Below are 20964 nucleotides of genomic sequence, written 5' to 3'. Positions count from 1 at the left end.
GAGTACGAGACCGCATTCGCAGCCTGACCACCACACCAACGGTGTCCGTCAAAGCGGAACAAGCTCACTCCTGATTGTCACCTTCCTGCGGACCAGCGAGCCAGGCGTCTACCGGATGCTGGGACGGCACCGCGCCGAACTGACCGGGACCAGCATGGACCCGGCGCTGCGGGCCGACGCACGGCCCGGTGAGCGCGCCGAGCGGTGGAAGGAGCGCCTGCGACAGGCCGGTGTCACCGACGACAACCTGAACGGGGTACTCGGGCTGCTCGGGCTGCTGTTCCCCGCTGTCCAGCAAGCCGTCGGCAACGGCAGCAACGCCAATGCCGCTGCACGCTGGCGCGGGATCGGCAGCCTGGACTACTTCGACCGGTACGTCGTCTTCACCGTCCCCGCCGACGACCTCCCCGAGGCCGCCTTCGCACAAGCCCTCGCCCAGATCGCCTCAGGAACCGGAGGCGATCAGGCAGCCGAACTGCTGGTACGTCTGAGGGAGGACACCCACCGCATTATCCGGCGCATCGACCAAGCACGCACCGACGGCATCCCCGTACCCACGGCCGCACTGCTCCAGGCCCTGGCCGACAACTACGGCCAGTTGTCCGCAGAGCCGGAAGTGCTGGGCATTCTGGGCCCCGACCGGCGGGTGCGTTCCTTCGCTCCGAGCCTCCTTCTGGACCTACCCCCCGACCAGCGGCCCGCCGCGGTGGCCGCCATGGCTGTCACCTACGACGGAGCCGTCCTGGCCACCCGGACCCTCCAGAGCGCCACCAACCCCAACGACACCACATCCGAACACGCGACGACCACCGAAGCCTGGGCCGCCCAGGCCCGCGACGCCCTCACCGGCCGCCTGGCCGAACACCTCACACCAGCCGCCGGGCGGCCCGCCACAGACCTCACCGAGCAAGACGACACCCTGATCTGGATGTGGCGCCACACCGACCCCGACGGCATCCGCACCTGGCTACGCGACCGCCTCGACAACGGATGGGAACTCCTCCCCCTCCTCGCCAAACTCATCCCCCCCAGCACTTCCCCTTCCCCCTCATCGACAACGACACCTGGGCCGGCCTCGACGCCATGTTCACCCACAACGCCCTCTACACCCGCCTCACACCCCACCTCGACAACCCCGACGCCCGGCACCCCGCCGACCAACACCAGGCCGACATCCTCCAGGCACTCCGCGACTGCCGACCCGAACCGAATCAAACCACCCCGGACGCCCCCGAGACGCCGTGATGACCCGACCCTGCCCCTCCGGGACCGCCCATAGGATCAGCCACCCCCACAACAGCCGACCCGCCCCGGCCTCGCCGTTAAACAGCAGCCGCTTATTCACCCCATGACAGCAGACCAACCCGCATCAACAGCGCATGACCAGACAATCAACAAGCGAACACGGCTGACGCACAATCGCTGCCACCAGCACGCCCACTCACACGGACGTCCTCCGCAGGTTCGAGTTGCTCCCCCTACGCGCGGGGCAACACGGTCAACATGGCGCTGGGCGAGATCATGGGCCACTGCTCCCCCTTGCACGTGGGGGGTACCGCGCAGAGCCAGGTCAGCCAAAGCTTGAAGGAGGCCTGCTCCCCATGCGCGTGGGGGTACCGCGTGGGCGGCGAACATCCGGGCGGCCCGGCAGTTCCGCTCCCCCTGCTCGTGGGGGGTACCGCACCGGCCGTCAACAAGGGCTTCGGCGAGCTGCGCTGCTCCCCCGGAGTGAGGGGGTACCGCGTCGTAGGATCAGCCCCAACCAAAAAGAACGACCTGCTCCCCCTGCAGGCGGGGGTACCGCGTCGGCATAGGTGCCGAGCTTGTCCGCCAGGCCCTACTCCCCCTACGCGTGGGGGTAACGCGGCGATGGTCTTGCCCCGCTCCTGGAGCGTGTACTGCTCCCCTGCACGTGGGGGGTATCGCGTCGTAGGCCTGCGAGGCGGGCAACCGCAGGCACTGTTCCCCCAGCACACGGGGGTACCGCGCTCAACGCCCGGGGGCCTTCGACGGGTCCTCCTGTTCCCCCTGCACACGGGGGTACGCCACCGAGGCTGTCCTGGGCCCGGGACTTGGGTCTCTGCTCACCCTGCACGTGGGGGTACACCACAGCCAACGCGACGTCTTCTGGAGTTCCAGCCTCAATGCCAAACTCATCAAAGATCAACTGCTAGGAAAAAAACACATGCCCGAGCTGCGGCGACATGCCACACAGCTCGGATACGTCGTTAGAAATCAGGCGGCAGACCATCGGAATAACCTGGCCACCGAGCCTGTAGTTCACAGCCCAAGCCTCACTTTGTGTCGGCGAGCAGGGCATCGTCCCACTGGCGGGCGAGTTTCTTGATCTTCTTCTACCGCTCGTGGAACCGGTCCGCCCGCGCCCGCTCTTTTTTATCCGGACAGAGCGGTGCGCAGCCAGGTGTCGGCGGCGCCGGGGGATGACGGGTCGGGGGAGGCCGCGTCAGGGGTGGAGAGGCGGGCGACCAGCCGCCAGTAGTGGTCGATACGGGGCTCGGCCGCGATCTCGGTGGTGAGGGCGCGGCGGAAGGCGGGGGTGTCGCGAACGCCGCGGGCGCCCGCGTGGGCGGCGACGAAGCAGTCGAGTGCCTCGCCGGCGTGCGGCGGGCGGCCCGCGCGGATCTCGGGCGCCACCAGCGCGAACGCCTCCAGGAGTCCGTCGTAGAGCACGGCCGGACGGTGACCGTCACCGGGCCGGTGCACGGCGGGCTGGCTCTTGGGGAGGTCGGGGCGCAGGCCGCGGAGGCTGTCGTGCAGCCGGGCGAAGTCCAGCACCTGCGCGGGGGTCGGGTCGTCCGGAGGCTTCGGGACGGCCTGGTCGAGCACGGCCGACACCAGCCGGGCCGGCAGCCCCGCAGGCAGCCAGCGCCGCCAGAACAGGGTCAGGGCCTGCGTGCCGGGCGGGGCGGGCACCGCGCCGATAGCCACAGCCGTTCCGCCCGTTCCCGCGGTCCGCAGTCGCTCAGCAGGCTCAACGAGGCCTCGCGCCAGCGCAGTTCGGCCAGGCGTGTGGCAGTCTCGCGCAGCCGCGCGGCGACGACGTCCTCCAGCGCGTCCTCGTCGCGCAGAACCCGGCCCACGTCGGGCACCGGTATGTCGAGCCCGCGCAGGGCCCGGATCAGCCGCAGCCGTTCCAGCGCCTCGGGACCGTACCTGCGGTGACCGCCCGTGCTGCGCTTGCCCTGCGGAAGGAGTCCGCGGTCGGAGTAGAAGCGCACCGTCTTCACGCTGACGCCTGCCCGCGCGGCGAGTTCCCCGATGCTCCACAAGGTTGTCTCAGTCACCTCTTGAACCTCCCTCCGGGGGAGTTCCTACGCTGTCCGCATGCCCTGGGGGCCGGTCCGCCCGGCTCGCAACGGCAGAGTCCGGCGCGGGGTCGACGGGAGAGCCCGGCGCCCTGTCGGCGGCCGCCACCCCGGGGGACCGGGAAGAGGGACGTCACAGCATCCGCTGCCGGTGGGTGGGCCTCCGCAATGCCCAGGCCACTGGAGATCAAAGCCGCCTCACGGGCGGTCGATCCAACGAGAAGGAGCAGAAGGATGACACTCACGAAGGTCCGGACACAGATCGGGGTTCTCGCGGCAGCGCTGGGGCTCGCATTCGTCGGCGCCGCCTCCGCGACGGCGGCCGCCGCACCCCAGACCGCCGCCAGGCACGCAGACACCTCCGCAACTGCAGCCAGCCTGAGCGTGTGTACCAAGCACTTCACGGACGGGCCGGCGGACGCCGTGTACGCGTGCGGCACCCAGGTCTGGATATTCCAGTGGCCCAACGGGCATTACGAGGTCAGCCTGGTGGGCACCGACGGCGCCGCGTGGGATTCCTGGCAGCTGTCGGACGGGACCTACTCCGCGTGGACGAGCATGGGCGGCCACGACTTGATATGGGGTATGGAGTTGGGCTACGCCGACGGCAGTTCCGGATCCAATCTGGTGACGATGCGGGCAGTCGGCAGCGACGACCACTACTGGTGCCGCACCTACGTGTCGGGGTGGGGCAACTGGTACGACTGCAACAACACCACCTTCAGGACATCGGGACGTGCGCTCTGAGCGCTTCGTCTCGGCCTGAGGCGGAATGGCGACGGCCTGCCTCTGCCCCCTCATATGAGGGGGCAGAGCGGGAAGTTCGCCCGCCGGCGGCTGCGAGCGGTGGGGGCCACTTGCCGGTGACCGCCGGCGTTCACCTGCTGGCGATGCAGGCGAGGCGAGAACGGTGGAGAACGCCCCTGTCGATGGCGGTGAACTGGACGGCGAACGCGGTGCACACCGCCCGCTGGGAGCGCACGCACGGTTTGCTCCTGTGGTGGGTCGAGGTCGCGGCGCAGCCGCTCGGGAAGGTGCAGCTCTACTACTCCTCGGTCCGACGTCCGGCGCCCGCGTCGGGCACGTAGCGCACGCAGGCTGGCCACGAAGGCCCGACCACACGGTTGCGTAGCCGCCCGCCGTCGCCGCCGCGGTCACCCACCGCGCCACTCAGTTGGAAGACGCGGGGGTCCACGGCGGCGATCCCCGGGGGGGGCAGGAACCGCGCGGGGACGCGAACCGGCGCCGCTGCCGAATTCCCGCACCCGGTCTTCTTCCTGGTCCTCCAGGGCACCGTCACCGACAAGGAATGAAGCGGCTGGAATGAGCTGACCCGCACCCCCACGTGGGTGGCGGGCGGCCGGGATCAGGTCGGGCGCAGGCGCCCCGTACGCAGGCCGGCAAGTGGACGGCGAACCCCGCAGCCGCCCGGCAGCACCATGCCCGCGAAGGACGCCTCCAGGTGCCCAGGAAGCACGTCGAAGTCGCGGACGGTGTCGGGCACGAGCCCGGCATGTTCGCGGACAACAGCCGCAGTCGGGCCGACAAGCTCATACCGGAGCGGCGAGCAGAACTGGACGTAGTGAGAGTGCGCTGACAGCGGGAAGCGGCCGCGGTTACGTCCCCTCCGGTTCGTCACCGGGGACCCAGGTGACGGCGGACAGCTCGAACGACGTCTGCGACAGGAAGACGTCCAACGCCTCTTCCCAGCCCATGCCCTCCGGATCGCCGCACAGCAGAGCGAACCCCCCAAGGGGGGTTCCGGGCGTGGCGGCCAAACAGAACACCAATCCGGCAGGAAGGCGCACTACCGCGGTGTGTTCGCCGTGTACCTCGTCGAGCTCGACGCCGAAGGCCAGGTTCTCCAGATCCTCCACCGTGGTACCGAGTTGCGCTACAACCAAGAACGACGCCGGCCGCCAGTCCCCCAGCGTCAAAGACTCCACCACACCATCCTCCCTCACCTCATGCCCCGCTGTCCGAGCTGAGGGATCCGCCGGTAGGACGCTGCGCGGCGGGCCGGCCGACCTCGCGGAAACTGCTGTTCGAAGGCGCCACGGGCCGGTAGGCCAGGTCGATCATGTCTGCGCGTCACCCGCTGTGTTGATAGCCGCCCTGAGCCGGAGCCAGGTGGGATCTCCTGCCGTTGCCGTGTCCACCGTTGCCGGATCGCCCGGGGTCCAGGTGCGGTCCCCGTCCGTGAGGACGAGGTGCTCCTCCAGGTCGCAGCCGTCGGGAACCTCGGACGTAGCGTCGAGGAACTCCGCGACCGCTGACGCTGCGACCGTGGACGCTTCGCTGTCGTCCGCGGCGAGGGTCTCCTCGGGGTCGGACCGCACGGACACGGGCACGAGTTCGCCGCCGCCGCTCGCCAGGACGAGCTCGCCTGCCGCCGTGGCGGCGGCGCGGATACGGGAGAACCGTCCAGCAGGCCGTGCTCGACCACGCGCGAGGCCCCGATGTCGACCTCGGCCAGACCCGGCTGCTGCGCCGCTACGGCGACCCGCTCTTCTACACCGTCGGGCGCCGCCCGGGCCGGTTCGGGACCGAGCGGTGCTGATCCAGCGCTTCGACGAAGGGGACATGCCCGACTTCGGCGAGCTGCTGACGGGCCGCACGGAGCGCGGCGCCCTGGTGTGCACGGCCTTCCAGCTCCACCCCTGGTACCCGGCCGTCAGCCGCACGGTCCACGGCACCACAGTGACCTCGGACGGACAGGACGACCTCCAGGTTCAGGCCGCCGGCCCTCCGGCTGGCGGAGGCGACCGGAGCGCCCGCCGTCTGGGCGTCCGCACCGGACTGGAACAGGCCGACCCCGCCGAACTGCGCGAGATGATCGACGCGCTCACCCACGCGGACATCATCACCGGCACCCTGGAACCCGAACCGTCGCGGTAACCGCCTGCCGCAACAGGCCCCGTCCGGTATCCGTCCTTGTGCGGCCTTTCACCCGCCGTGCTCGCGCCGTCCGTTGATCAGGGCGGTCAGGCGCAGCGGCGTCTCACTGGTGGGGCTGCGCCAGACCGGGTGGAGGGGACCGTGCTCCTGGAGCGCGGGGAGCGTGGTGACGCCGATGGCCAGCTCGCGCCAGCGGATGCCGCGCAGGGTGCGGATGCCCGCCAGGACGTCGGCGGCCCGGTTGTCCAGCAGGGTCTTCCGCTTGTCGGCCAGGACGACAGGCAGGGGCGGGAACTTCGACTCCGCACGTGCCCGGGGGCAGCGGGTGAACCAGTCCGGCAGCCCGCCGGGGCCGGCCCCGGCGGGACGCGGGGTGCGCGGACCGGCGGGACGGTGGGTGTAGGAGCGGTAGCGGTCGTACGCGGCGACCTTGCCGATCAGCCTGCCCACCGACATGGTGGCGCGGTCCAGTTCGGCGAAGACGTGCGGCAGGTCCAGGTAGCGCAGGTGCAGCACCGCGTCCGGGACGAGCAGACCGCCCGATCCGAGGGGTGGGCGACTTCCACCTCCCAGTCGCCGACCTCGCCCACCGCCGCACCGGACCGGCGGGAGAACGCGATGGCCGTGTCGGTGATGGCCAGGGCGTGCGCGAAAGCCGGGGAGGCGGCCACGTGCTCGCCGGTCACCTGCGTGGTGCGGTGGTCGGCCAACCCCGCGCGGCGGGCCTCGCTCAGGCCGGCGGCGGTCAGGAACCAGATGTGCGGCCGCCGCGTGTCGTTCGCGGCCGCCAGGCCGTCCTTCGCCAGGGCGCGCAGGTGCTTGCGGACCGTGCTGGTGTCCGCGGCCTCCGGGGTCAGCCACGTGTGGAGCTGGCGGGGCGTGGCCACCCGGGTGCAGGCGAGCACCTGCAGTATCCGAAGGCCGTGCTCCACCCCGTAGCCGGTGGAAGCAGGAGCCACAGAGGATTTGGCGCCCCGGGCGAAGCGGGAAACCCCCTTACGAGCAGGCACAACTCCGCGCGGGTCCGCGCCGCTCGTGGGTCCGCCGGTGTGCCCGTGAGCGGGACCGTGGGTGTGCCCGCGGTCGGGCGGCGTCCGCTCGGCCGGGGAGAGGCGGGCTGTGTCCGTACGGGGCGGCTGCTCGGGCGGTCCGGGGACCGGGTGGGCGGGGGTCGTCACGGTGGTCTTCTCCTGCCGGTCGGCTCCGCACCCCCCGGGCGGGAAGGCACGGCCCGGCGCGCACGGCCGTGAAGCGGCGCGGCGCGCACCGGAGAGCAGCCGCCATCGTGGAAAACAACCCCTAATGGGCGGTAAAGCTGGTGGATCTTGCAGCTGCTGCTTGACAGGCCTCTCCATCTGACTCGGACGGTCCAGTCACATGAGGAGTTACTCCGGCAAAGGGCTCAACCGGCCGCTCATACGCGGGTCGTCCACCTCTCCCGGGTGCGTCAGCCGAATACCGAAAGCGTTCTCGACAAGCGACAGGACGGCGTAGAGAGGCGCTCCGTCGCCAGGGACGAGCCCCAACGGTCGCATGTACTCGTTGAGCCGTGCCGGGTCCTGCCCGGTCGGCTCAATCGCCTGGAGAGTGTGAAACTCGACGATGACGTCGCCGTCGGCCGCGTACTTGAACCAGTACATCGGCTTCTCGTTGTAATGCAGGGCAACGGCCTCGGTGCCGACGGACACGGCGCTCAGAATCTGCTCTTCCAGCCCGTGCAAACCACCCTGTTCCCACGCCCAGGTCCATGAGCCGTCGATGCCCGTGGTGACGACGGGTTCCTCATCGTCGAGAAGGTTGTCGCCGAAGTCGTCCGACAAATCTATGCCGTCGCGAAGTGCGAGGGTTTCCTGGTCAACCCCCATGCGGGTGAGCAACTCGACAGGGCTCAACCCCCGTACGAAGGTCAACGTGTAGATGGGGAAGTCGCCTACCCGGAACATCTCCAGGCCGCGCCCTACGGGTGCACTTGTCATCCGCGGATGCTGTCACACCCCACTGACATCACAGCCAACCGCCGCCGCTTGACAGATCAACTGCACCGGATGTCCTGTCCGCAGCCTGACCGCCTCTCCCGGCGGAAGCGGTCCAGGGGAAACACCACGGCCGGCACCAGCGGACAAGGGGCACCCACCCCACAGCACGAACACTGGCGGCAGCGCGGACGACGGGGCCCGGTCCGTCTCCGGTCACCCCCGTGGTCCGCACTGGGACGCACCCCGATGCGCGCACTCAGTGCCCGGCGCGGTGCGCAGTGCAGTGCAGTGCGGTACGGCGCGCGCACCGGAAACCGGGAGGGCCGCACCCCAGACGGTGCGCGCACTGGTGCGGTGCGGCCGGTGTGGGAGTCGTTCCACGCTGCCGGGTTAGCATGATTCCACTCCGATACGCGAAGATATTTACGATTCCCAGATCATTGATCAGCTTTCATGTAGTTCCCAGACGTTCCATGACGATCCTGGACAGTATCGGGCGTTCCCAGTTGCTCCCGTCCGGGCGGGCACAACCGCCCGGGACAGCAGGTGCGGCGTTCGCCCGGGCCGCCGCTTACCAGCGTTCCACGGGCTGTGACCTGCGGTAGCGATGTCCGTGGAACGACTGCCGCACCGCCGCGCCGATGGTGTTCCACATGCCTCGCACTGCGCTCCACCAGGGAATCGAACCGAATTAGAACAGTGAGCGAGGACATGGACCGGGAGTTGCCGCAGGCCAACGGGCCGCTGGTGAAGGTCACACTTGCTGCCGCCGCGCGGCGCCGGACGCGATGCCTCCCTGACCCCCACGGTCGGCGCCGCGAAAGGGCTGCGCAATAGACGGTGGGGCTGTTTCCGTACCGGCGAAAGGTCAGGCGCGGAATGCCCCGTCGCCTGCTTCCTTGACAGTGTGCATGCCGTGGATGAGCGTCCTATGTGCGCCGAAAAGCCGCAATACCGGAGATATCGACCCGCCGGACCACCAGCCCGTCTGTCATCGGCCCGTCGGCCCAGGTCAAGACCGGTACAGCGGCGTCGGCAGCACGTCGGGCGTCGCACGCATCCGTCGGCGGGGTGCCGCTCGTTCCGCCCCTTTCGGTCGAAGGGAACGGCGATGGCATCAGACGACGCTTTCTGGCCCGGCGGCGCTCGGCTGGCGGTATCGCTGACGGTGCAGTTCGAAACCGGGGGGCAGCCGATCAGCAGGGCCCCCGGCCCTATCGATGAGACCATCCTCCCCGGGTATCCGGATCTCGGGCAGAACAGCTTCTACGAGTACGGCGCCCGGGAGGGCCCGCCCCGGCTGCTGGACCTCTTCGGCAAACACGGCGTCAAAGTCAGCGCGTACATGATCGGGGAAGCGGTCCGCCGCCACCCCGAGCTGGCAGCGGAGTTCGTGAGCCGGGGACACGAGGCCGGCGCGCACGGGCTCAGATGGCAGCGTCAGTACCATCTGGGGCGCGCCGAGGAAAAGCAGTGGATCGCCGACAACGTGCGGGCCATCCATGAGGTGACCGGGGCCCGCCCCGTCGGCTATACCGACTACTGGATCCGGCCGGGCGTCAACACGCTCGAGATCCTCCAGGAACTGGGGTTCCGCTACCACATCGACGATATGTCGGCGGACGAGCCCTTCCTGCAGAAGATCAACGATCAGCCGTTCGTCACGGTGCCGTACACGGCGCACCTGAACGACATCGTGAGCTACAACTTCGGCTGCCCTCTTCGTAGAGCTGCTCGAACTCGTCGACTACCTGCCGCTCGTAGGCCGCCGGGTCGAACCCACTGAAAGCGCCGGCTTCTCGTCCTGGCCCTTCACGACCGGCTCTCGGGGCACGCGTCGCGGGTGCGCGTCCTGGATCGCGTCCTCACGCGGTTGCGGGAGCGCGACGACGTGTGGTGGGCGCGCAAGGACGAGATCGCGGACCGGGTGCTGGCCCACCAGGAGAGCGCCGCGTGGGTCGACCGCGCACCGGCGCCTGTCAGCGGGCTCCCCGGCCGCAGCGCCTGAGCGCGGCGGGCTGGCCTCGGGCGGTCCCGGGGACGGCTCCGGATGAACGCGGCCGCCCCGAGGAGGGCAGCTCTCAGCCGAGCAGTTCGTGGTGGAGGGCGCGGGCGAGCCAGTCGCGGAACTCCTCGTGCGTCCAGTCCCGGTCGCCGACGAGGTGCCGGTGCAGCCCGGGGTCGTTGTAGACGGTGACCACGTCGGCGGCCCGGTCCGGGGCGAGGCGCGGGACGAGGGCGCCGGCGGCGGCGAGGAGGGCGACGATCTGCTGCGCGCCCTCGCGCCGCTGGCGTCCGATGTCTGCCCACAGCGCGGCCACGTCCGCGTCGGTGTCGGCCGCGGTGCGGACGGCTTCGTACAGGGGCGACACCCCTGCCACGATGCGCGCGAGGATGTCGGCGTAGGCGGCAATGATGGCGGGGCCGTCGCCCAGTTCGCGCATCCTCCGCGACTCGGGCCGGTCGGCGAGGGGGGCGGGGTCGTCGTCGCCGATCAGCGCCTGGTCGTAGGCGGTCCTGAGCAGCCAGGGCTTGCCACCGGCCGCCGTGAAGACGGTGGAGCGGCTCACTCCCGCGGCCTCGGCGATGGCGTCGATCGAGGTGGCCGCGTAGCCGCGTGCGGCGAAGAGCCCGGCTGCAGCGGTGACCACCGCGCGCCGGGTGGCTTCGGCCTGCCGGGCCCGGACAGCTGAGCGGTAGGTCGCTCTGCCGGGCTGGTTCGCGGTCATGGTCCCTGCTCCTGGTCCGTTCTGCCGTGCCGGCGCGCCGCCTTGCCCGCGCCTCCCGTGCGGCCCGGGGGCCAGGGTTCCGTCGATGTCGAGCCTAGCGGGCATGTCGGCGCGCCCATCCGCCCCCGCACCGGCAGCGACCTCAGCGCCGGCGCTTTTGCGCCTCGTGAGGGCGGCAGAGGCCCGTGGCGCGGACCCGTCCCGCACATTCATCAGACTCTGAGTATGATAGTTTTGCTCTCAACATTCGGGTCGCCGAGCCGGCGGTATCCCTCCTGGCCGTGCAGCAGTGCGGGGCCGGCAATTTGCCATGTCTTCATACGAAACGCCACACCTTGGAGTAGTCCACATGTCTGTTATAAACAGCTTTATTCCCATGGTTCCGGCCCCGGGCGAGTTCGCCGGGCGGCGCGCCCTCGTGACGGGCGGGTCGCGCGGGATCGGCGCGGCCCTGGCGCGGCGCCTCATCGACGGCGGGGCGACCGTGGTCACCAGCGCCCGCAGCCGGGTCGCGGGCACGCCGGAGGGATCCACCTTCATCAGTGCGGACATCCGCACCGCCGACGGGGCCCGCCGCCTGATGGAAGAGTCGCTCGACGCCCTCGGCGGCCTCGACATCCTGGTGAACAACGCGGGCGCCGCCCGCGTGCACTTCGACGAGATCCCCGACGAGGAGTGGGAGGACTCCCTCGCGATCAACTTCATGTCGGCGGTCCGGCTGACCGCAGCGGCCCTGCCGGCCCTCAAGGAGAGCGAGCGGGCGTCGATCGTCAACGTCTCCAGCGGCGTCAGCGCCAACCCGCCCGCGCCCCTCATGCACTACGCCGCGGCGAAGGCGGCTCTGGAGGCATGGTCGAAGGGCCTGTCCGCCCAGCTCGCCCCGGCCGGCATCCGCGTCAACACCGTCGTCCTCGGGATGGTGGACACCCCCGGTGGCACCGAACTCCTGGAGACGATGATGGGCGCGACGGGCGCGAACGCGGCCGCCGCGCACGCCCAGATCCCGCTGGGCCGCGTGGGCGACCCCCGCGACGCCGCCGAGGCGATCGCATTCCTTCTCTCCGACCGGGCCCAGTGGATCACCGGCAGCCCCCTCCACGTGAACGGCGGCGCCTGACGGCGGCAAACGGCGCCGGATAACAGGGCCGCGCGCCGGCACCCGGGGGTCGCGGACAAAGGCGGGTATGCCGCCGGGGTCCCGGAAACGGCCAGGCGCAGCGAGGCCGGAGCGGACCGGGCGGGCACACGGTGTCCGCATGGATGCCGACGCCCGCACACCGGGCGCGGCCGGGAGATCCGGGACGCCTGGGATGCGTCCGGCCCCGGGCCGGGGCCGCAGCGGGAGGGCCTCCCCCGGTCACCCGCTTCGGTCAAGGGAGCTTCGGCGGACTCAACCGGTCGTCGCAACACCCTCGTGAACTGGGGGTTTGTGATAGGTGCGGGGAACCGGCAGCGGGCGGTGCGGGAGTATCACGGGCAGACGCCCTCGCCTGGAAGACCCCCGCCGAAGCCCTCGACGAGCACCTGTAATCCCTCCAGGAATCCGGTGCTGCGACGACCGGCTGAACCCGAGCAGTACACCAGCCAGCAACTCGCCGCCCCGCCACCGGGATCCGCCTGTCGGTCGGCGCACCGGCCAGCGCCGGGACAACGCACTCGCCGAACCGTTCTTCACCACCATCAAACGCGAACTGCTCGACACAACCACCTGGCCCACCCGAGCCACCGCACGCACCTCAATCTCCGACTCCATCGAGAGCCGGTACAACCTGCACCACCCGCACAGCAGCCACGGCGACTACCAAACCGCACCCCCCACCCGACCACCACACCAACGGCGTCCGTCAAACCAGAACAAGCTCACATCCTCCCGGGGCAGAACCCCCGATCTCGAATGTCCGCCAAAGCGGATCAAGCCCAGTCAACGGCGGCCAGGCCATGGGCCGAGGTCTCCTTCTCCCCTCCGGTGAGTGCCGTCAACTGCGCGGCGACGGGCCTCATCGGACACCGGAGTGTCGCGATCCTCACTCCGCTCGTTCAGTCGTGCCGGGAAGGTATCCGCCGCATTGTCACCGGTCGGCGTCGGCAGGAACCGCGAGGGATGGTCTTCCAGGCGAGTCGCCTGAGCGGTTCTGAAGGGCTTGCAGGGTGATCGGGTGCTGTTCAGCAGCGAGCGCGGCCATGCTCTCTCGCCACGGCATGACGCCCGGCACGTACGCACCGACGCGGCCATCGGACGGCGGATTGCAAGAATGCCCACCGGCAGGCCGCGGCCGTCCGTGCCCCGGGTACCTTCGCCTCCCATGTACCGCGCGGGCTGTGGGTGGCGACGGACCTCGTCGGAACGGCGGTCCGTACCGGCCATTGTGAGAGGCAGCCGCTCATGTCCGCGCCATCCTGGACCTTGATGGGCTGATGTGCCGTCAGGTGCGCGGCGTGACCTCGGGTGCGGCGGGCCGTTGTGCTCGACGTACACGATGCCGTGCGGTCCGACGTGTGGTCGGGGGAACGGAAGGAACCGCTGGTGCACGTCGGCCACCGGTTCTCGCGGGTGGAGCTGCGATGGCGGCACCACCTGCCACGGCCGGCCCGCCCACCTCGCAAGGGGTGGCGGACGGGCCACCCGATCACGCAGGCCGCCGAGTCACTCCTGCACACCCTGCGCCAGGCGGGCGATGTGGTCCCACGCCCGGAACTCCGCGATCCTTCGGTCGTACTCCTCCCGCAGCGGCTCGATGCCGCCCGTGCCGAAGAGCACGCGCAGTGGCGGGTCGGCGGCGTCGACGATCGCGAGCAGCGCGTCCGCCGTCGTCGCCGCGTCGCCCGTGACGAACGGCGCGTCCTTCATCCCGGCCATGAGCGCTTCGCGGACTGGCTCGTACTCCGGCATCGGATCGACTGCCGGAGCGGTGGCACCGAGGCCGGTCGCGAAGGTGAGCGGCTCGATGAGGGTGACCAGGATTCCCTGATGGGCGACCTCGGCGGCCAGGGCCTGACTCATGCTCTCCAGCGCCCACTTGGAGGAGTGGTAGAGGCCCATAGTCGGGTACGCGACGAGGCCGCCATAGGACGAGACTTGAATGATCCTGCCATGTCCGCGGGCCCGCATGCCCGGGAGCACGGCCCGAGCGGTCCACAGTGCGCCGAAGAAGTTCACATCGAACTGCGCCCGCGCCTGCTCCTCGGAGACCTCTTCGACGGCTCCCCGCAGCGCGTGGCCGGCGTTGTTCACCAGGACGTCGATGCCGCCGAAGCGGTGTTCGGTTTCTCCCACGGCCTGCCGGACAGCAGCGGAGTCCGCCACGTCGAACGCCAGCGGCAGCACCTGATCGCCGAACTCGCCCACCAGCGGATCCAGTGACGAGGAGTTCCGGGCAGTGGCCGCAACGCGGTCGCCACGGGAGAGTGCGGCCCTGGCCCAGTGGAGGCCCAGTCCTCGGGAGGCTCCGGTGATGAGCCAGACGGGGGGTGACGAGGTAGCCATCGAGTCGATCCTTTGCGCAGTGTGGGTCAGGACAGCGCCGGGTAGGCGGCGCGGTCGACGGAAGACCAATCGGAGATCCATCTCCGTTTCACTGTACTCCGAATCGGAGATGGATCTCCACATCGTTCGGATGCACGATCCCGCGCGCGCCCCGCCGGGCCGACCGGAACCAGGCCCGCTCTTGCCGGCCTGCTGGGGCTTCGCCGGGCATGCCCCTATGGGCCATCCGCCGCAGCCGCCTGCCGGCGTGGGCGGAGATGTGTCAGGGACGGCGGCCGGGCCGAGGACTGTCGCCCCTACGGATCCAAGAGGACGGTGCACGCGGCGCGGGTGTCGTCCTGGGGCAGCCCGACATCCTCGGCCAGGACATCGCCGTGCCATTCCCTCGGCGCGTGCCGCCCGGCCGGGGCCGGGTCGCCGGCTCCCGCCGCTTCAGCCCCCGGCAGCCTCGAGTTTCCGCCGGAGGCGGATGCGGGCGGCTACGTCCTGCTCGCCGAGCGGCGCCACGGGGCACTGACGCACGGCTGCTTCGGTAGGTCCGGCCACCGCGTCCACATACGTACGGCCCTCCTCGGTGATAGCCGATCAGGGAGGCCGTCACCCTGGCCGACGCTGCGGCGCGGGTGGCCGCTGTCGATCAGTTCCTGCACCGGCCGGGACGCACGGGTGGGGCTCACGCCGACGAGTTCGCCGACCGTCGCCCGCACGGGCTACGGTTCCAGATCCCGCAGACGGCAGAGGATCTCGAAGGCGCTGGACGAGATCTTGTGCCGCTCCATCAGCACGGCCTCATCAGCACCCTTGTCGCGTCGGCGACCAGCGGCTACCTGCACTCCCGCCGTCCGGGCGGCCCGGCACTGCTCCCCCGCGCCGCCGTCCACGGGTACCTGACTGCGCTCCCACCGCGTCAGTCCCCTTCGCCGTTGACCAGGGCGAGGAACTCCCCACGCCCCAGGGGCGGGACGGGCAGCGGAGTGGGAACCCCGGAACGCAGGCCGTCGAGCAACAGGGGGACGAACCGGCGCCAGAGATCGGGGGCCGCCCTGCCGTAGGTATCGATGAGCGTTGTCATCAGGGACATCAGCACCCCGATGTCTGTCGATGTGATCTCCGCTCGGATCGTGCCCTGAGCCTGTCCGCGCTCCAGCAACCGCTCGATGCACGCCTCGACCCGGGTGCGGACATCCGGCAGCAGCGGGCCTTCGGGAGAACTGCGCAGGAAGTCAAGGAGTGCGCGCTTGGCGGCCTGCGGCCGCAGGACCGCGTCGAAGAAAGCCGCCAGTCCGGCCAGGGCGTCCCTGTGCGCGGCTGCCCGCTCGGCCTCCGCCAGCATGGCATCGAACGAGTCGGCGAGGACGGCGTCAGCGAGTTCGTACTTGTTGGCGAAGTGCCGGTAGGCGGTGCCCACACCGACTCCGGCCCGCCGCGCTACGTTGTCAAGAGTCGGACTGAGGCCGCCCGCGTCGAACAACTCCCGCCCGGCGGCGATCAGCGCCTCCCGGTTGCGCGCGGCGTCCTTGCGCCGGGGCCGCACCGACTGTCCGGGCTCTTCCGGCTCGCCCATGTCCGACCTCCCTCGACCGACCCCAGCCTAACTGAGCGGAGCAGCACCTCCGCTTCCGCGCCGGACCCCATGGGACCGGGCGGCTCCGTCGTTGCCGGGTACTGGCTGTACGTCCGCCGGGTGCTCGACGCCCGTTCAGGGGCCGGCGGAAATGCCTGCGCCCTTCAGCCCGTCCGACAACACAGGGCCGGGCGGTGCGCGCCTGTACTCACCGGGACCGGCCGTACGGACCGCCCGTACTCACCCTCGGTTGAGTACGAGCCCCGATGAGGGCACTGCGGCTGCTGGCCAGACTGATCTCACCAGCGAGAACCAACGTGAGAGGCAGCAACCGTGAAGATCACCGGCCGACACCAGACCCTTCCCGTCGCACTCCCCGCGACCCGCCCCCGAGGCCTTCCCGGTTACCGTCCCGGACGCCGCGGCACCCGGTGGTCGTCCTTAGCCGGCCTGTTCCTGACGGCCGCCGCATTGACAGGGCTCAGCACGGCCTGCGACACCGATGTCCGCGACCACATGTGCATGTCGAACGAATACCCGGTCGCCGCCGTCGGCTCCTCGCTCGGCGGCGCCTGCGTGACCAACGGCCAGCAACCGCCCGCCGGTTACGTCCGCTACCCCAAGGGCCAGGTCCCCCTTCATGTCGACGACACATGGGACACCTACTGGCAGTCCCACACCCTCGACGCCCACGGCCACCCGGCCATGAACTGACGCCCGCCCGGCCGGGTACCTCCTACCGATTCCGCGCGGCCGGTCATCCCGCCACCCCGGCCAACGGGGCGCCGCCCAGAGCGGCAACCTGCGATTGACGGGGCCTCCGGTCCAGAGCTGACCGGCGGCCAGGATCCAGCCGCCGACGGCCAGGTGATCGTGGACATCGAAGGTGTCCCGTTCTTCGCGCCCTCCGGGAAACACGACGCCACCGGCACCTGGAAGAAGACCTTCGGCCCTGCCTCGCCACGCATCTCAGGGCGATCGAGCGGTCGGGCTGGGACCGCTCCGCGGCTCACACCGTGGCCCCCGATCCGGAGATTGGCTCCGAGTTCTCCAGGAAGGCCGGTTTCGGGTCACCGGACGGCCGGGTGGCCGTCGCGTCAGCGACCGTGGGAGAAGGGCACGGACATGGGCAAAGCACTGGAAGACACAGTCGCGCTGGTCACCGGTGCCAGCAGCGACATCGGGGCCGCCACCGCACAACGGCCCGCCCGGGAGGGTGCTTCAAGTGGCCCTCGTCGCCCGCAGGGCGGACCGCCTGGCAGAGGTGGTCGCCACGATCGAATCCCAGGGTGGCACGGCCAAGGCCATCGTCTCCGACCTCACCACGCGCACGGCCGCTCACGAGGCCGTCGAACAGACGGTGAGCACCCCCGGCCGTCTGGACACGGTCGTCAACAACGCCGGCGTCGTGCTGATGGGGCCGTTCATGGACGCTCCGGAGGGCGAATGGGAGCGGATGATCGATGTCAACGTCCTGGGGGTGCTGTACGTCACGAATGCGGCACTTCCACAGCTGATCAAGGCCGCCGAGCAGGGCCCTCGACGGACCGCGGACCTGGTCAACATAAGCTCCTCCGGACGGCCTGTCGCCCGTCCCGGCACGGCCGTCTACAACCTCACGAAGTTCGGGATCAACGGCTTCTCCGAGGCGCTTCGCCAGGAGACGCAGCCCCTGCGGGTACGGGTCAGCGTCATCGAACCCGGCAACGTCGATACCGAACTGGCCTCCCACACGCGGGAAGAGCTCCGCGCGGGAATCGAGGCCCAGATCCAGGCCATCGAGAGGCTGCAGCCCTCAGACGTCGCAGAGACGGTCGCCTACATCGTCACCAGCGACCGCAGGGTGGCTGTCAGCGAGGTGTTCGTCCGCTCCGGGGACCAGAACTGGTAGGCCTGGCACACGGGTAGCGGGGGTGGAGCCCTCGTACGGCCCGGTCCACCCCCGCGCTTCCCAAACGGAGCTCGAAAACCTCGTAGACAATGCCGCCGGGCGATTCTGTGTATTGAAAGCCGACCGCCCTGGCCGCCCCCTTCACCTCGGCCACTATTTCGGCACACCGCACAACCGTGTGCTGCTCGCCGCCGGCATCGATCCGGCCAGCACCACTATTTTCACACATAGTGCCCTTCCGGCAGGCGACCAGCGGTTCCTGGCCTTGCTCGCCGCCCTGTGCCAGGGCCGTCCGCCCCAGAACATCCCTGATGAGATCGGCTCAGGCGGCGCCAGCGCACCAGGATTTCCGTACAGGACCACCTTCACGATTCCGTAAGGCCCCGGCAAGAGCGTGTCGCAGAGAACCGCGCCAACGGCGTCATGTAAAACGGACGTATAGGAAGGGGATCTCCCATGGAAAACTTCGATTATTTGGTGATCGGCGGCGGGACCGCTGGCTGCGTCCTGGCGAACAGGCTGTCCGAAGATCCGGCTACCACGGTTTTGCTGCTGGAAGCCGGAGCGGCGGACGGGCCGCCGATCATGTCGGATCCGGCCTTGTGGCCCATGCTGGCCGGCACGGAAGTCGATTGGGGTTTTTCGAGCACGCCGCAATCCCAGACGGACGACGCCGTGCATCCGCTGGCGCGCGGGAAGGTGCTCGGGGGGTCAAGCAGCATCAATGCACTGCTGCATTTCCGAGGCCATCCCCTCAGCTATGACGACTGGGAAACAGCAGGGGCTACAGGCTGGAATTATCAGTCGGTGCTGCCCTTTCTCAAACGGAGCGAAACCGCGCCGGGGCGTGATCCTTCTTACCGGGGTACGAGCGGCCCGATGCGCGTGGGTCCATCCGATCAAGTCAATCCACTGTTCGATGCTGTGATGGACGCTGCGATCGAAACAGGATATTCCCGAACAGACGACCTCAACGGTGCGGACGGCGAAGGCGTGAGCTGGAGCGAAGTGAACGTCGTTGACGGTGCGCGCCAGTCCGCCGCCGACGCATACCTGCGACCCGTCCTCCATCGTCGCAATCTGACCGTGCTCACCAACGCGCCAGCCCGCAAGCTCCTCATTGACAAGGGGGCATGCCGCGGGGCGGTCTACAGCCGAGGCAACGAGGAAAAAACGGCTTACGCGCGGCGTGAGGTCGTTCTCGCCAGCGGGACGATCGGGTCGGCGCAGCTCCTGATGGTGTCAGGAGTGGGTCCGGCGGATCATCTGCGCGAAGTCGGAGTCGACGTGGTGGCGGACCTCCCCGGAATCGGAGAGAACTTGCAGGACCACACACTGACGCCCATTTCCTACTCGGCTTCGCAAGAAGTAGGCAGGGCCTTCGTCCGCAGACCCCTGATCCGTTTCAGCAGCGGCCTCTCCGGACAGCCGGACTTGCAGATCATCTTCTTCGATTTTCCCCTGTATCCGCGTGCACGGCCCGGAGCCGAGAGCGGATACACCGTGACCGTCTCGCTGATGAAACCTGCCAGCCGCGGGTCGATTCGTCTTGTCAACGCCGACCCTTCCGCCCATCCCCTCATCGACCCGAATTACCTGGGCGACGAACGCGATATGGACCGGCTTTTGGTGGGTGTGCGACAGGCCCGGAAAATCGGCGAGGCTAAGGCGCTGACGGAATGGCGTGAGGCAGAGGTAGCCCCCGGCGCGGATAGCCGGAACGACAGCGATATCCGCCATTACATCCGCCGCAGCCTTTTCTCGTACAATCATCTCATCGGTACCTGCCGGATGGGTACGGACACTCACTCGGTGGTGGATCCCTACCTTCGCGTTCATGGAATCAGCGGACTTCGCATTGCCGACGCTTCGGTTATGCCCTCGATTATCTCGGGCAACCCGAACGCGACGGTCCTGGCAATCGCGGAACGGGCAGCCGCGTATCTGGCGTCCAGCGAATAACGGCACTCGGCGACCGCGACGGTCCTCTCGCGCGTCGATACGGTGCAGACGGTATCGAGGTGCTGTCCGTCTCGGCCGGGTGGTCGGGGTTCCCGCGCTTTTCGATTTCGCCGCTCGCAAGGGCCACACCCAGGCCGGCAACGCCCCCCGACGTCGCGCTCTCCCGGGCCACCAACAATCCATCAAGATCATCGCGGATCGCCCGGCTGGTCTTGGCGATGTTGCGGGTCTGCCGGCTGGGCCACTCGGTCGGACAGGCGCGGCTCATGCCGGCCGTGCGTCGGCGCCCCGCAGGCGCTGTGCCAGTTTGGCCAGTGAGCGTTCCTGAAGGCGCCCGTAGTGCGCGACGCGTACGTCGCCGCGGGCGGCGTCGATGATGGCGAGCTGGCTTCGCCGGGCGATGTCCAGGTCGTCGGCGAACAGCGGGAGTTCGGCGCCGTGCCGCGGGAAAAGGGCCTCGCCGAAGGCGTCTCCGGCCAGGACGGTGCCGGTGGGCAGCTGCACGCTCGCCGAGCCGGGGGTGTGGCCGGGGGTCCAGAAGGACCGGCCGATGCCACCGTGCTGGGTGAGGTCTTCATCGTCGTCGAGTTCGAGGTCTGGGATGACGGGTTCTTCCAACCCGCGCATGACACTGGGGGCGAGTACCCGGCCGAGGGGCCGGCGGGGGGTCACGTACAGCTGGCCGCCGGCGCGCAGCGCGCCGGAATCGGCGTGGTGGATGGCCACGCGGGCGCCAGTAGCGTCGCGCAGGGCGTCAGCACCGCCGACGTGGTCGTAGTGGAAATGCGTCAGCACGATCAGCTGCAGCTTGGCGTGGGTCTCGGTGAGCTTGGCCAGCACCTTCGGCGCAGGGGCCGGGGCGGCGGGGTCCACGAGCATCGCCGTGGGCCTGGCGATGCTGCGCCTGGACGCCGCGCTGCGAGTCCTGCCCGAGGAGGTCTTCACCCAGGCCCGGGACCGGGTGCTGGCCACGATCGTCGCCGCCGTGCCGATGGAATCCCTCAGCCACCCGACCGGGCGATGTGCCGCCTCTCATGCCCCGCCACCGCCGACCGGGCCCGCGCCACCGGCTCGGCCGCCAGGCGTCCGGCCTCTGCTGTCGGGCTGGATCATCGGCGTTACCGTGGAATGAGG

General features: G+C 69.7%; 25 protein-coding genes. 13 read left to right on the top strand and 12 right to left on the bottom strand.

Annotated elements, in window-relative coordinates:
- The first annotated feature begins 115 nt into the window (after positions 1-115).
- Positions 116-1279 carry a hypothetical protein gene (locus tag ACFO3J_RS33480; RefSeq protein WP_386437821.1) on the top strand — a complete coding sequence of 388 codons (1164 nt, stop codon included), beginning with the start codon at positions 116-118 and terminating at the stop codon, positions 1277-1279.
- Between the two features lie 1115 nt (positions 1280-2394).
- Here the strand turns inward: ACFO3J_RS33480 and ACFO3J_RS33475 are convergent.
- Both ACFO3J_RS33475 and ACFO3J_RS33470 read right to left on the bottom strand, forming a co-directional pair.
- Complete coding sequence (locus ACFO3J_RS33475) at positions 2395-2949, bottom strand: hypothetical protein (RefSeq protein ID WP_386437819.1); 555 nt, start codon at positions 2947-2949, stop codon at positions 2395-2397.
- A complete protein-coding gene (locus ACFO3J_RS33470; protein WP_386437816.1) occupies positions 2904-3305 on the bottom strand; it encodes a MerR family transcriptional regulator in 402 nt (133 codons plus the stop codon). The genes ACFO3J_RS33475 and ACFO3J_RS33470 overlap by 46 nt, the downstream gene beginning before the upstream one ends.
- A gap of 255 nt (positions 3306-3560) precedes the next feature.
- On the opposite strand from ACFO3J_RS33470, the gene ACFO3J_RS33465 reads away from it, so the two are divergent.
- Both ACFO3J_RS33465 and ACFO3J_RS33460 read left to right on the top strand, forming a co-directional pair.
- A complete protein-coding gene (locus ACFO3J_RS33465; protein WP_386437813.1) occupies positions 3561-4073 on the top strand; it encodes a hypothetical protein in 513 nt (170 codons plus the stop codon).
- A 182-nt stretch (positions 4074-4255) separates the two neighbouring features.
- The gene (locus tag ACFO3J_RS33460) at positions 4256-4414 is read left to right on the top strand and encodes a hypothetical protein (RefSeq protein ID WP_386437810.1); all 159 of its coding nucleotides are present in this window, start codon (positions 4256-4258) and stop codon (positions 4412-4414) included.
- Positions 4415-4692: 278 nt separating this feature from the next.
- On the opposite strand, the gene ACFO3J_RS33455 is transcribed toward ACFO3J_RS33460, so the two are convergent.
- From ACFO3J_RS33455 to ACFO3J_RS33445, 3 genes are all read right to left on the bottom strand, one after another.
- Positions 4693-4830, bottom strand: a complete 138-nt coding sequence (locus ACFO3J_RS33455) for a hypothetical protein (protein WP_386437807.1) — start codon at positions 4828-4830, stop codon at positions 4693-4695.
- Between the two features lie 112 nt (positions 4831-4942).
- Positions 4943-5275, bottom strand: coding sequence for a hypothetical protein (locus ACFO3J_RS33450; RefSeq protein WP_386437804.1), 333 nt, complete (start codon positions 5273-5275; stop codon positions 4943-4945).
- 129 nt (positions 5276-5404) lie between these two features.
- Positions 5405-5671: a hypothetical protein gene (locus ACFO3J_RS33445; protein ID WP_386437801.1), complete on the bottom strand. Its 267-nt coding sequence runs from the start codon at positions 5669-5671 to the stop codon at positions 5405-5407.
- An 89-nt stretch (positions 5672-5760) separates the two neighbouring features.
- On the opposite strand from ACFO3J_RS33445, the gene ACFO3J_RS33440 reads away from it, so the two are divergent.
- Positions 5761-5886 (top strand): hypothetical protein, encoded by a 126-nt coding sequence (locus tag ACFO3J_RS33440; RefSeq protein ID WP_386437798.1) that lies wholly within the window; start codon positions 5761-5763, stop codon positions 5884-5886.
- Positions 5880-6224, top strand: a complete 345-nt coding sequence (locus tag ACFO3J_RS33435; protein ID WP_386437796.1) for a hypothetical protein — start codon at positions 5880-5882, stop codon at positions 6222-6224. The genes ACFO3J_RS33440 and ACFO3J_RS33435 overlap by 7 nt, the downstream gene beginning before the upstream one ends.
- Positions 6225-6272: 48 nt before the next feature.
- Here ACFO3J_RS33435 and ACFO3J_RS33430 read toward each other — a convergent pair whose 3' ends face one another.
- The 3 genes from ACFO3J_RS33430 to ACFO3J_RS33420 form a co-directional block, all read right to left on the bottom strand.
- The gene (locus tag ACFO3J_RS33430; RefSeq protein WP_386437793.1) at positions 6273-6740 is read right to left on the bottom strand and encodes a hypothetical protein; all 468 of its coding nucleotides are present in this window, start codon (positions 6738-6740) and stop codon (positions 6273-6275) included.
- Positions 6662-7183 (bottom strand): replication-relaxation family protein, encoded by a 522-nt coding sequence (locus ACFO3J_RS33425; protein WP_386437790.1) that lies wholly within the window; start codon positions 7181-7183, stop codon positions 6662-6664. Before ACFO3J_RS33425 ends, ACFO3J_RS33430 begins: the two co-directional genes overlap by 79 nt.
- A 426-nt stretch (positions 7184-7609) precedes the next feature.
- Positions 7610-8200: a DUF6461 domain-containing protein gene (locus ACFO3J_RS33420; RefSeq protein WP_386437787.1), complete on the bottom strand. Its 591-nt coding sequence runs from the start codon at positions 8198-8200 to the stop codon at positions 7610-7612.
- Positions 8201-9311: 1111 nt separating this feature from the next.
- Between ACFO3J_RS33420 and ACFO3J_RS33415 the strand changes: the two genes are divergently transcribed.
- Together ACFO3J_RS33415 and ACFO3J_RS33410 are read left to right on the top strand one after the other, a co-directional pair.
- Positions 9312-9986 (top strand): polysaccharide deacetylase family protein, encoded by a 675-nt coding sequence (locus tag ACFO3J_RS33415; protein WP_386437784.1) that lies wholly within the window; start codon positions 9312-9314, stop codon positions 9984-9986.
- Positions 9987-10043: 57 nt separating this feature from the next.
- On the top strand, positions 10044-10208 hold the full coding sequence (locus ACFO3J_RS33410; RefSeq protein ID WP_386437782.1) for a hypothetical protein: 165 nt from the start codon (positions 10044-10046) through the stop codon (positions 10206-10208).
- 73 nt (positions 10209-10281) lie between these two features.
- Here the strand turns inward: ACFO3J_RS33410 and ACFO3J_RS33405 are convergent, their stop codons facing one another.
- Positions 10282-10929 (bottom strand): TetR/AcrR family transcriptional regulator, encoded by a 648-nt coding sequence (locus ACFO3J_RS33405; protein ID WP_386437780.1) that lies wholly within the window; start codon positions 10927-10929, stop codon positions 10282-10284.
- A gap of 376 nt (positions 10930-11305) precedes the next feature.
- On the opposite strand from ACFO3J_RS33405, the gene ACFO3J_RS33400 reads away from it, so the two are divergent.
- Positions 11306-12046: an oxidoreductase gene (locus ACFO3J_RS33400; protein WP_386437777.1), complete on the top strand. Its 741-nt coding sequence runs from the start codon at positions 11306-11308 to the stop codon at positions 12044-12046.
- Between the two features lie 352 nt (positions 12047-12398).
- On the top strand, positions 12399-12899 hold the full coding sequence (locus ACFO3J_RS33395; protein ID WP_449343669.1) for an integrase core domain-containing protein: 501 nt from the start codon (positions 12399-12401) through the stop codon (positions 12897-12899).
- A gap of 674 nt (positions 12900-13573) precedes the next feature.
- Here ACFO3J_RS33395 and ACFO3J_RS33390 read toward each other — a convergent pair.
- A complete protein-coding gene (locus tag ACFO3J_RS33390; RefSeq protein WP_386437771.1) occupies positions 13574-14413 on the bottom strand; it encodes an SDR family NAD(P)-dependent oxidoreductase in 840 nt (279 codons plus the stop codon).
- 907 nt (positions 14414-15320) lie between these two features.
- Complete coding sequence (locus ACFO3J_RS33385) at positions 15321-15977, bottom strand: TetR/AcrR family transcriptional regulator (protein ID WP_386437768.1); 657 nt, start codon at positions 15975-15977, stop codon at positions 15321-15323.
- Between the two features lie 333 nt (positions 15978-16310).
- Here ACFO3J_RS33385 and ACFO3J_RS33380 point away from each other — a divergent pair, with 333 nt between their 5' ends.
- The 3 genes from ACFO3J_RS33380 to ACFO3J_RS33370 all read left to right on the top strand — a co-directional run bounded on the left by ACFO3J_RS33380 (position 16311) and on the right by ACFO3J_RS33370 (position 19830).
- Positions 16311-16691, top strand: coding sequence for an SCO0607 family lipoprotein (locus ACFO3J_RS33380; protein WP_386437765.1), 381 nt, complete (start codon positions 16311-16313; stop codon positions 16689-16691).
- 511 nt (positions 16692-17202) lie between these two features.
- Positions 17203-17868 (top strand): SDR family NAD(P)-dependent oxidoreductase, encoded by a 666-nt coding sequence (locus ACFO3J_RS33375; protein ID WP_386437762.1) that lies wholly within the window; start codon positions 17203-17205, stop codon positions 17866-17868.
- A gap of 456 nt (positions 17869-18324) precedes the next feature.
- Entirely contained in the window at positions 18325-19830 is a 1506-nt protein-coding gene (locus ACFO3J_RS33370; RefSeq protein ID WP_386437760.1) for a GMC family oxidoreductase, read from the top strand.
- 264 nt (positions 19831-20094) lie between these two features.
- On the opposite strand, the gene ACFO3J_RS33365 is transcribed toward ACFO3J_RS33370, so the two are convergent.
- Complete coding sequence (locus ACFO3J_RS33365) at positions 20095-20709, bottom strand: MBL fold metallo-hydrolase (protein WP_386437758.1); 615 nt, start codon at positions 20707-20709, stop codon at positions 20095-20097.
- A 4-nt stretch (positions 20710-20713) separates the two neighbouring features.
- Here ACFO3J_RS33365 and ACFO3J_RS33360 point away from each other — a divergent pair, with 4 nt between their 5' ends.
- Positions 20714-20962 carry a hypothetical protein gene (locus ACFO3J_RS33360; RefSeq protein ID WP_386437755.1) on the top strand — a complete coding sequence of 83 codons (249 nt, stop codon included), beginning with the start codon at positions 20714-20716 and terminating at the stop codon, positions 20960-20962.
- Positions 20963-20964 lie beyond the last annotated feature (2 nt).

It is taken from the genome of Streptomyces polygonati (assembly GCF_042650325.1).
GTDB classification, from domain to species: domain Bacteria; phylum Actinomycetota; class Actinomycetes; order Streptomycetales; family Streptomycetaceae; genus Actinacidiphila; species Actinacidiphila polygonati.
This window is presented reverse-complemented; position numbering and strand designations above follow the sequence as displayed.

Coding starts and splice junctions, on each gene's coding strand:
- ACFO3J_RS33400 (WP_386437777.1), top strand. CDS start 11,306: ATGGTTCCGGCCCCGGGCGAGTTCGCCGGGCGGCGCGCCCTCGTGACG.
- ACFO3J_RS33465 (WP_386437813.1), top strand. CDS start 3,561: ATGACACTCACGAAGGTCCGGACACAGATCGGGGTTCTCGCGGCAGCG.
- ACFO3J_RS33390 (WP_386437771.1), bottom strand. CDS start 14,413: ATGGCTACCTCGTCACCCCCCGTCTGGCTCATCACCGGAGCCTCCCGA.
- ACFO3J_RS33415 (WP_386437784.1), top strand. CDS start 9,312: ATGGCATCAGACGACGCTTTCTGGCCCGGCGGCGCTCGGCTGGCGGTA.
- ACFO3J_RS33405 (WP_386437780.1), bottom strand. CDS start 10,929: ATGACCGCGAACCAGCCCGGCAGAGCGACCTACCGCTCAGCTGTCCGG.
- ACFO3J_RS33480 (WP_386437821.1), top strand. CDS start 116: ATGCTGGGACGGCACCGCGCCGAACTGACCGGGACCAGCATGGACCCG.
- ACFO3J_RS33420 (WP_386437787.1), bottom strand. CDS start 8,200: ATGACAAGTGCACCCGTAGGGCGCGGCCTGGAGATGTTCCGGGTAGGC.
- ACFO3J_RS33460 (WP_386437810.1), top strand. CDS start 4,256: ATGGCGGTGAACTGGACGGCGAACGCGGTGCACACCGCCCGCTGGGAG.
- ACFO3J_RS33365 (WP_386437758.1), bottom strand. CDS start 20,709: ATGCTCGTGGACCCCGCCGCCCCGGCCCCTGCGCCGAAGGTGCTGGCC.
- ACFO3J_RS33385 (WP_386437768.1), bottom strand. CDS start 15,977: ATGGGCGAGCCGGAAGAGCCCGGACAGTCGGTGCGGCCCCGGCGCAAG.
- ACFO3J_RS33370 (WP_386437760.1), top strand. CDS start 18,325: ATGGAAAACTTCGATTATTTGGTGATCGGCGGCGGGACCGCTGGCTGC.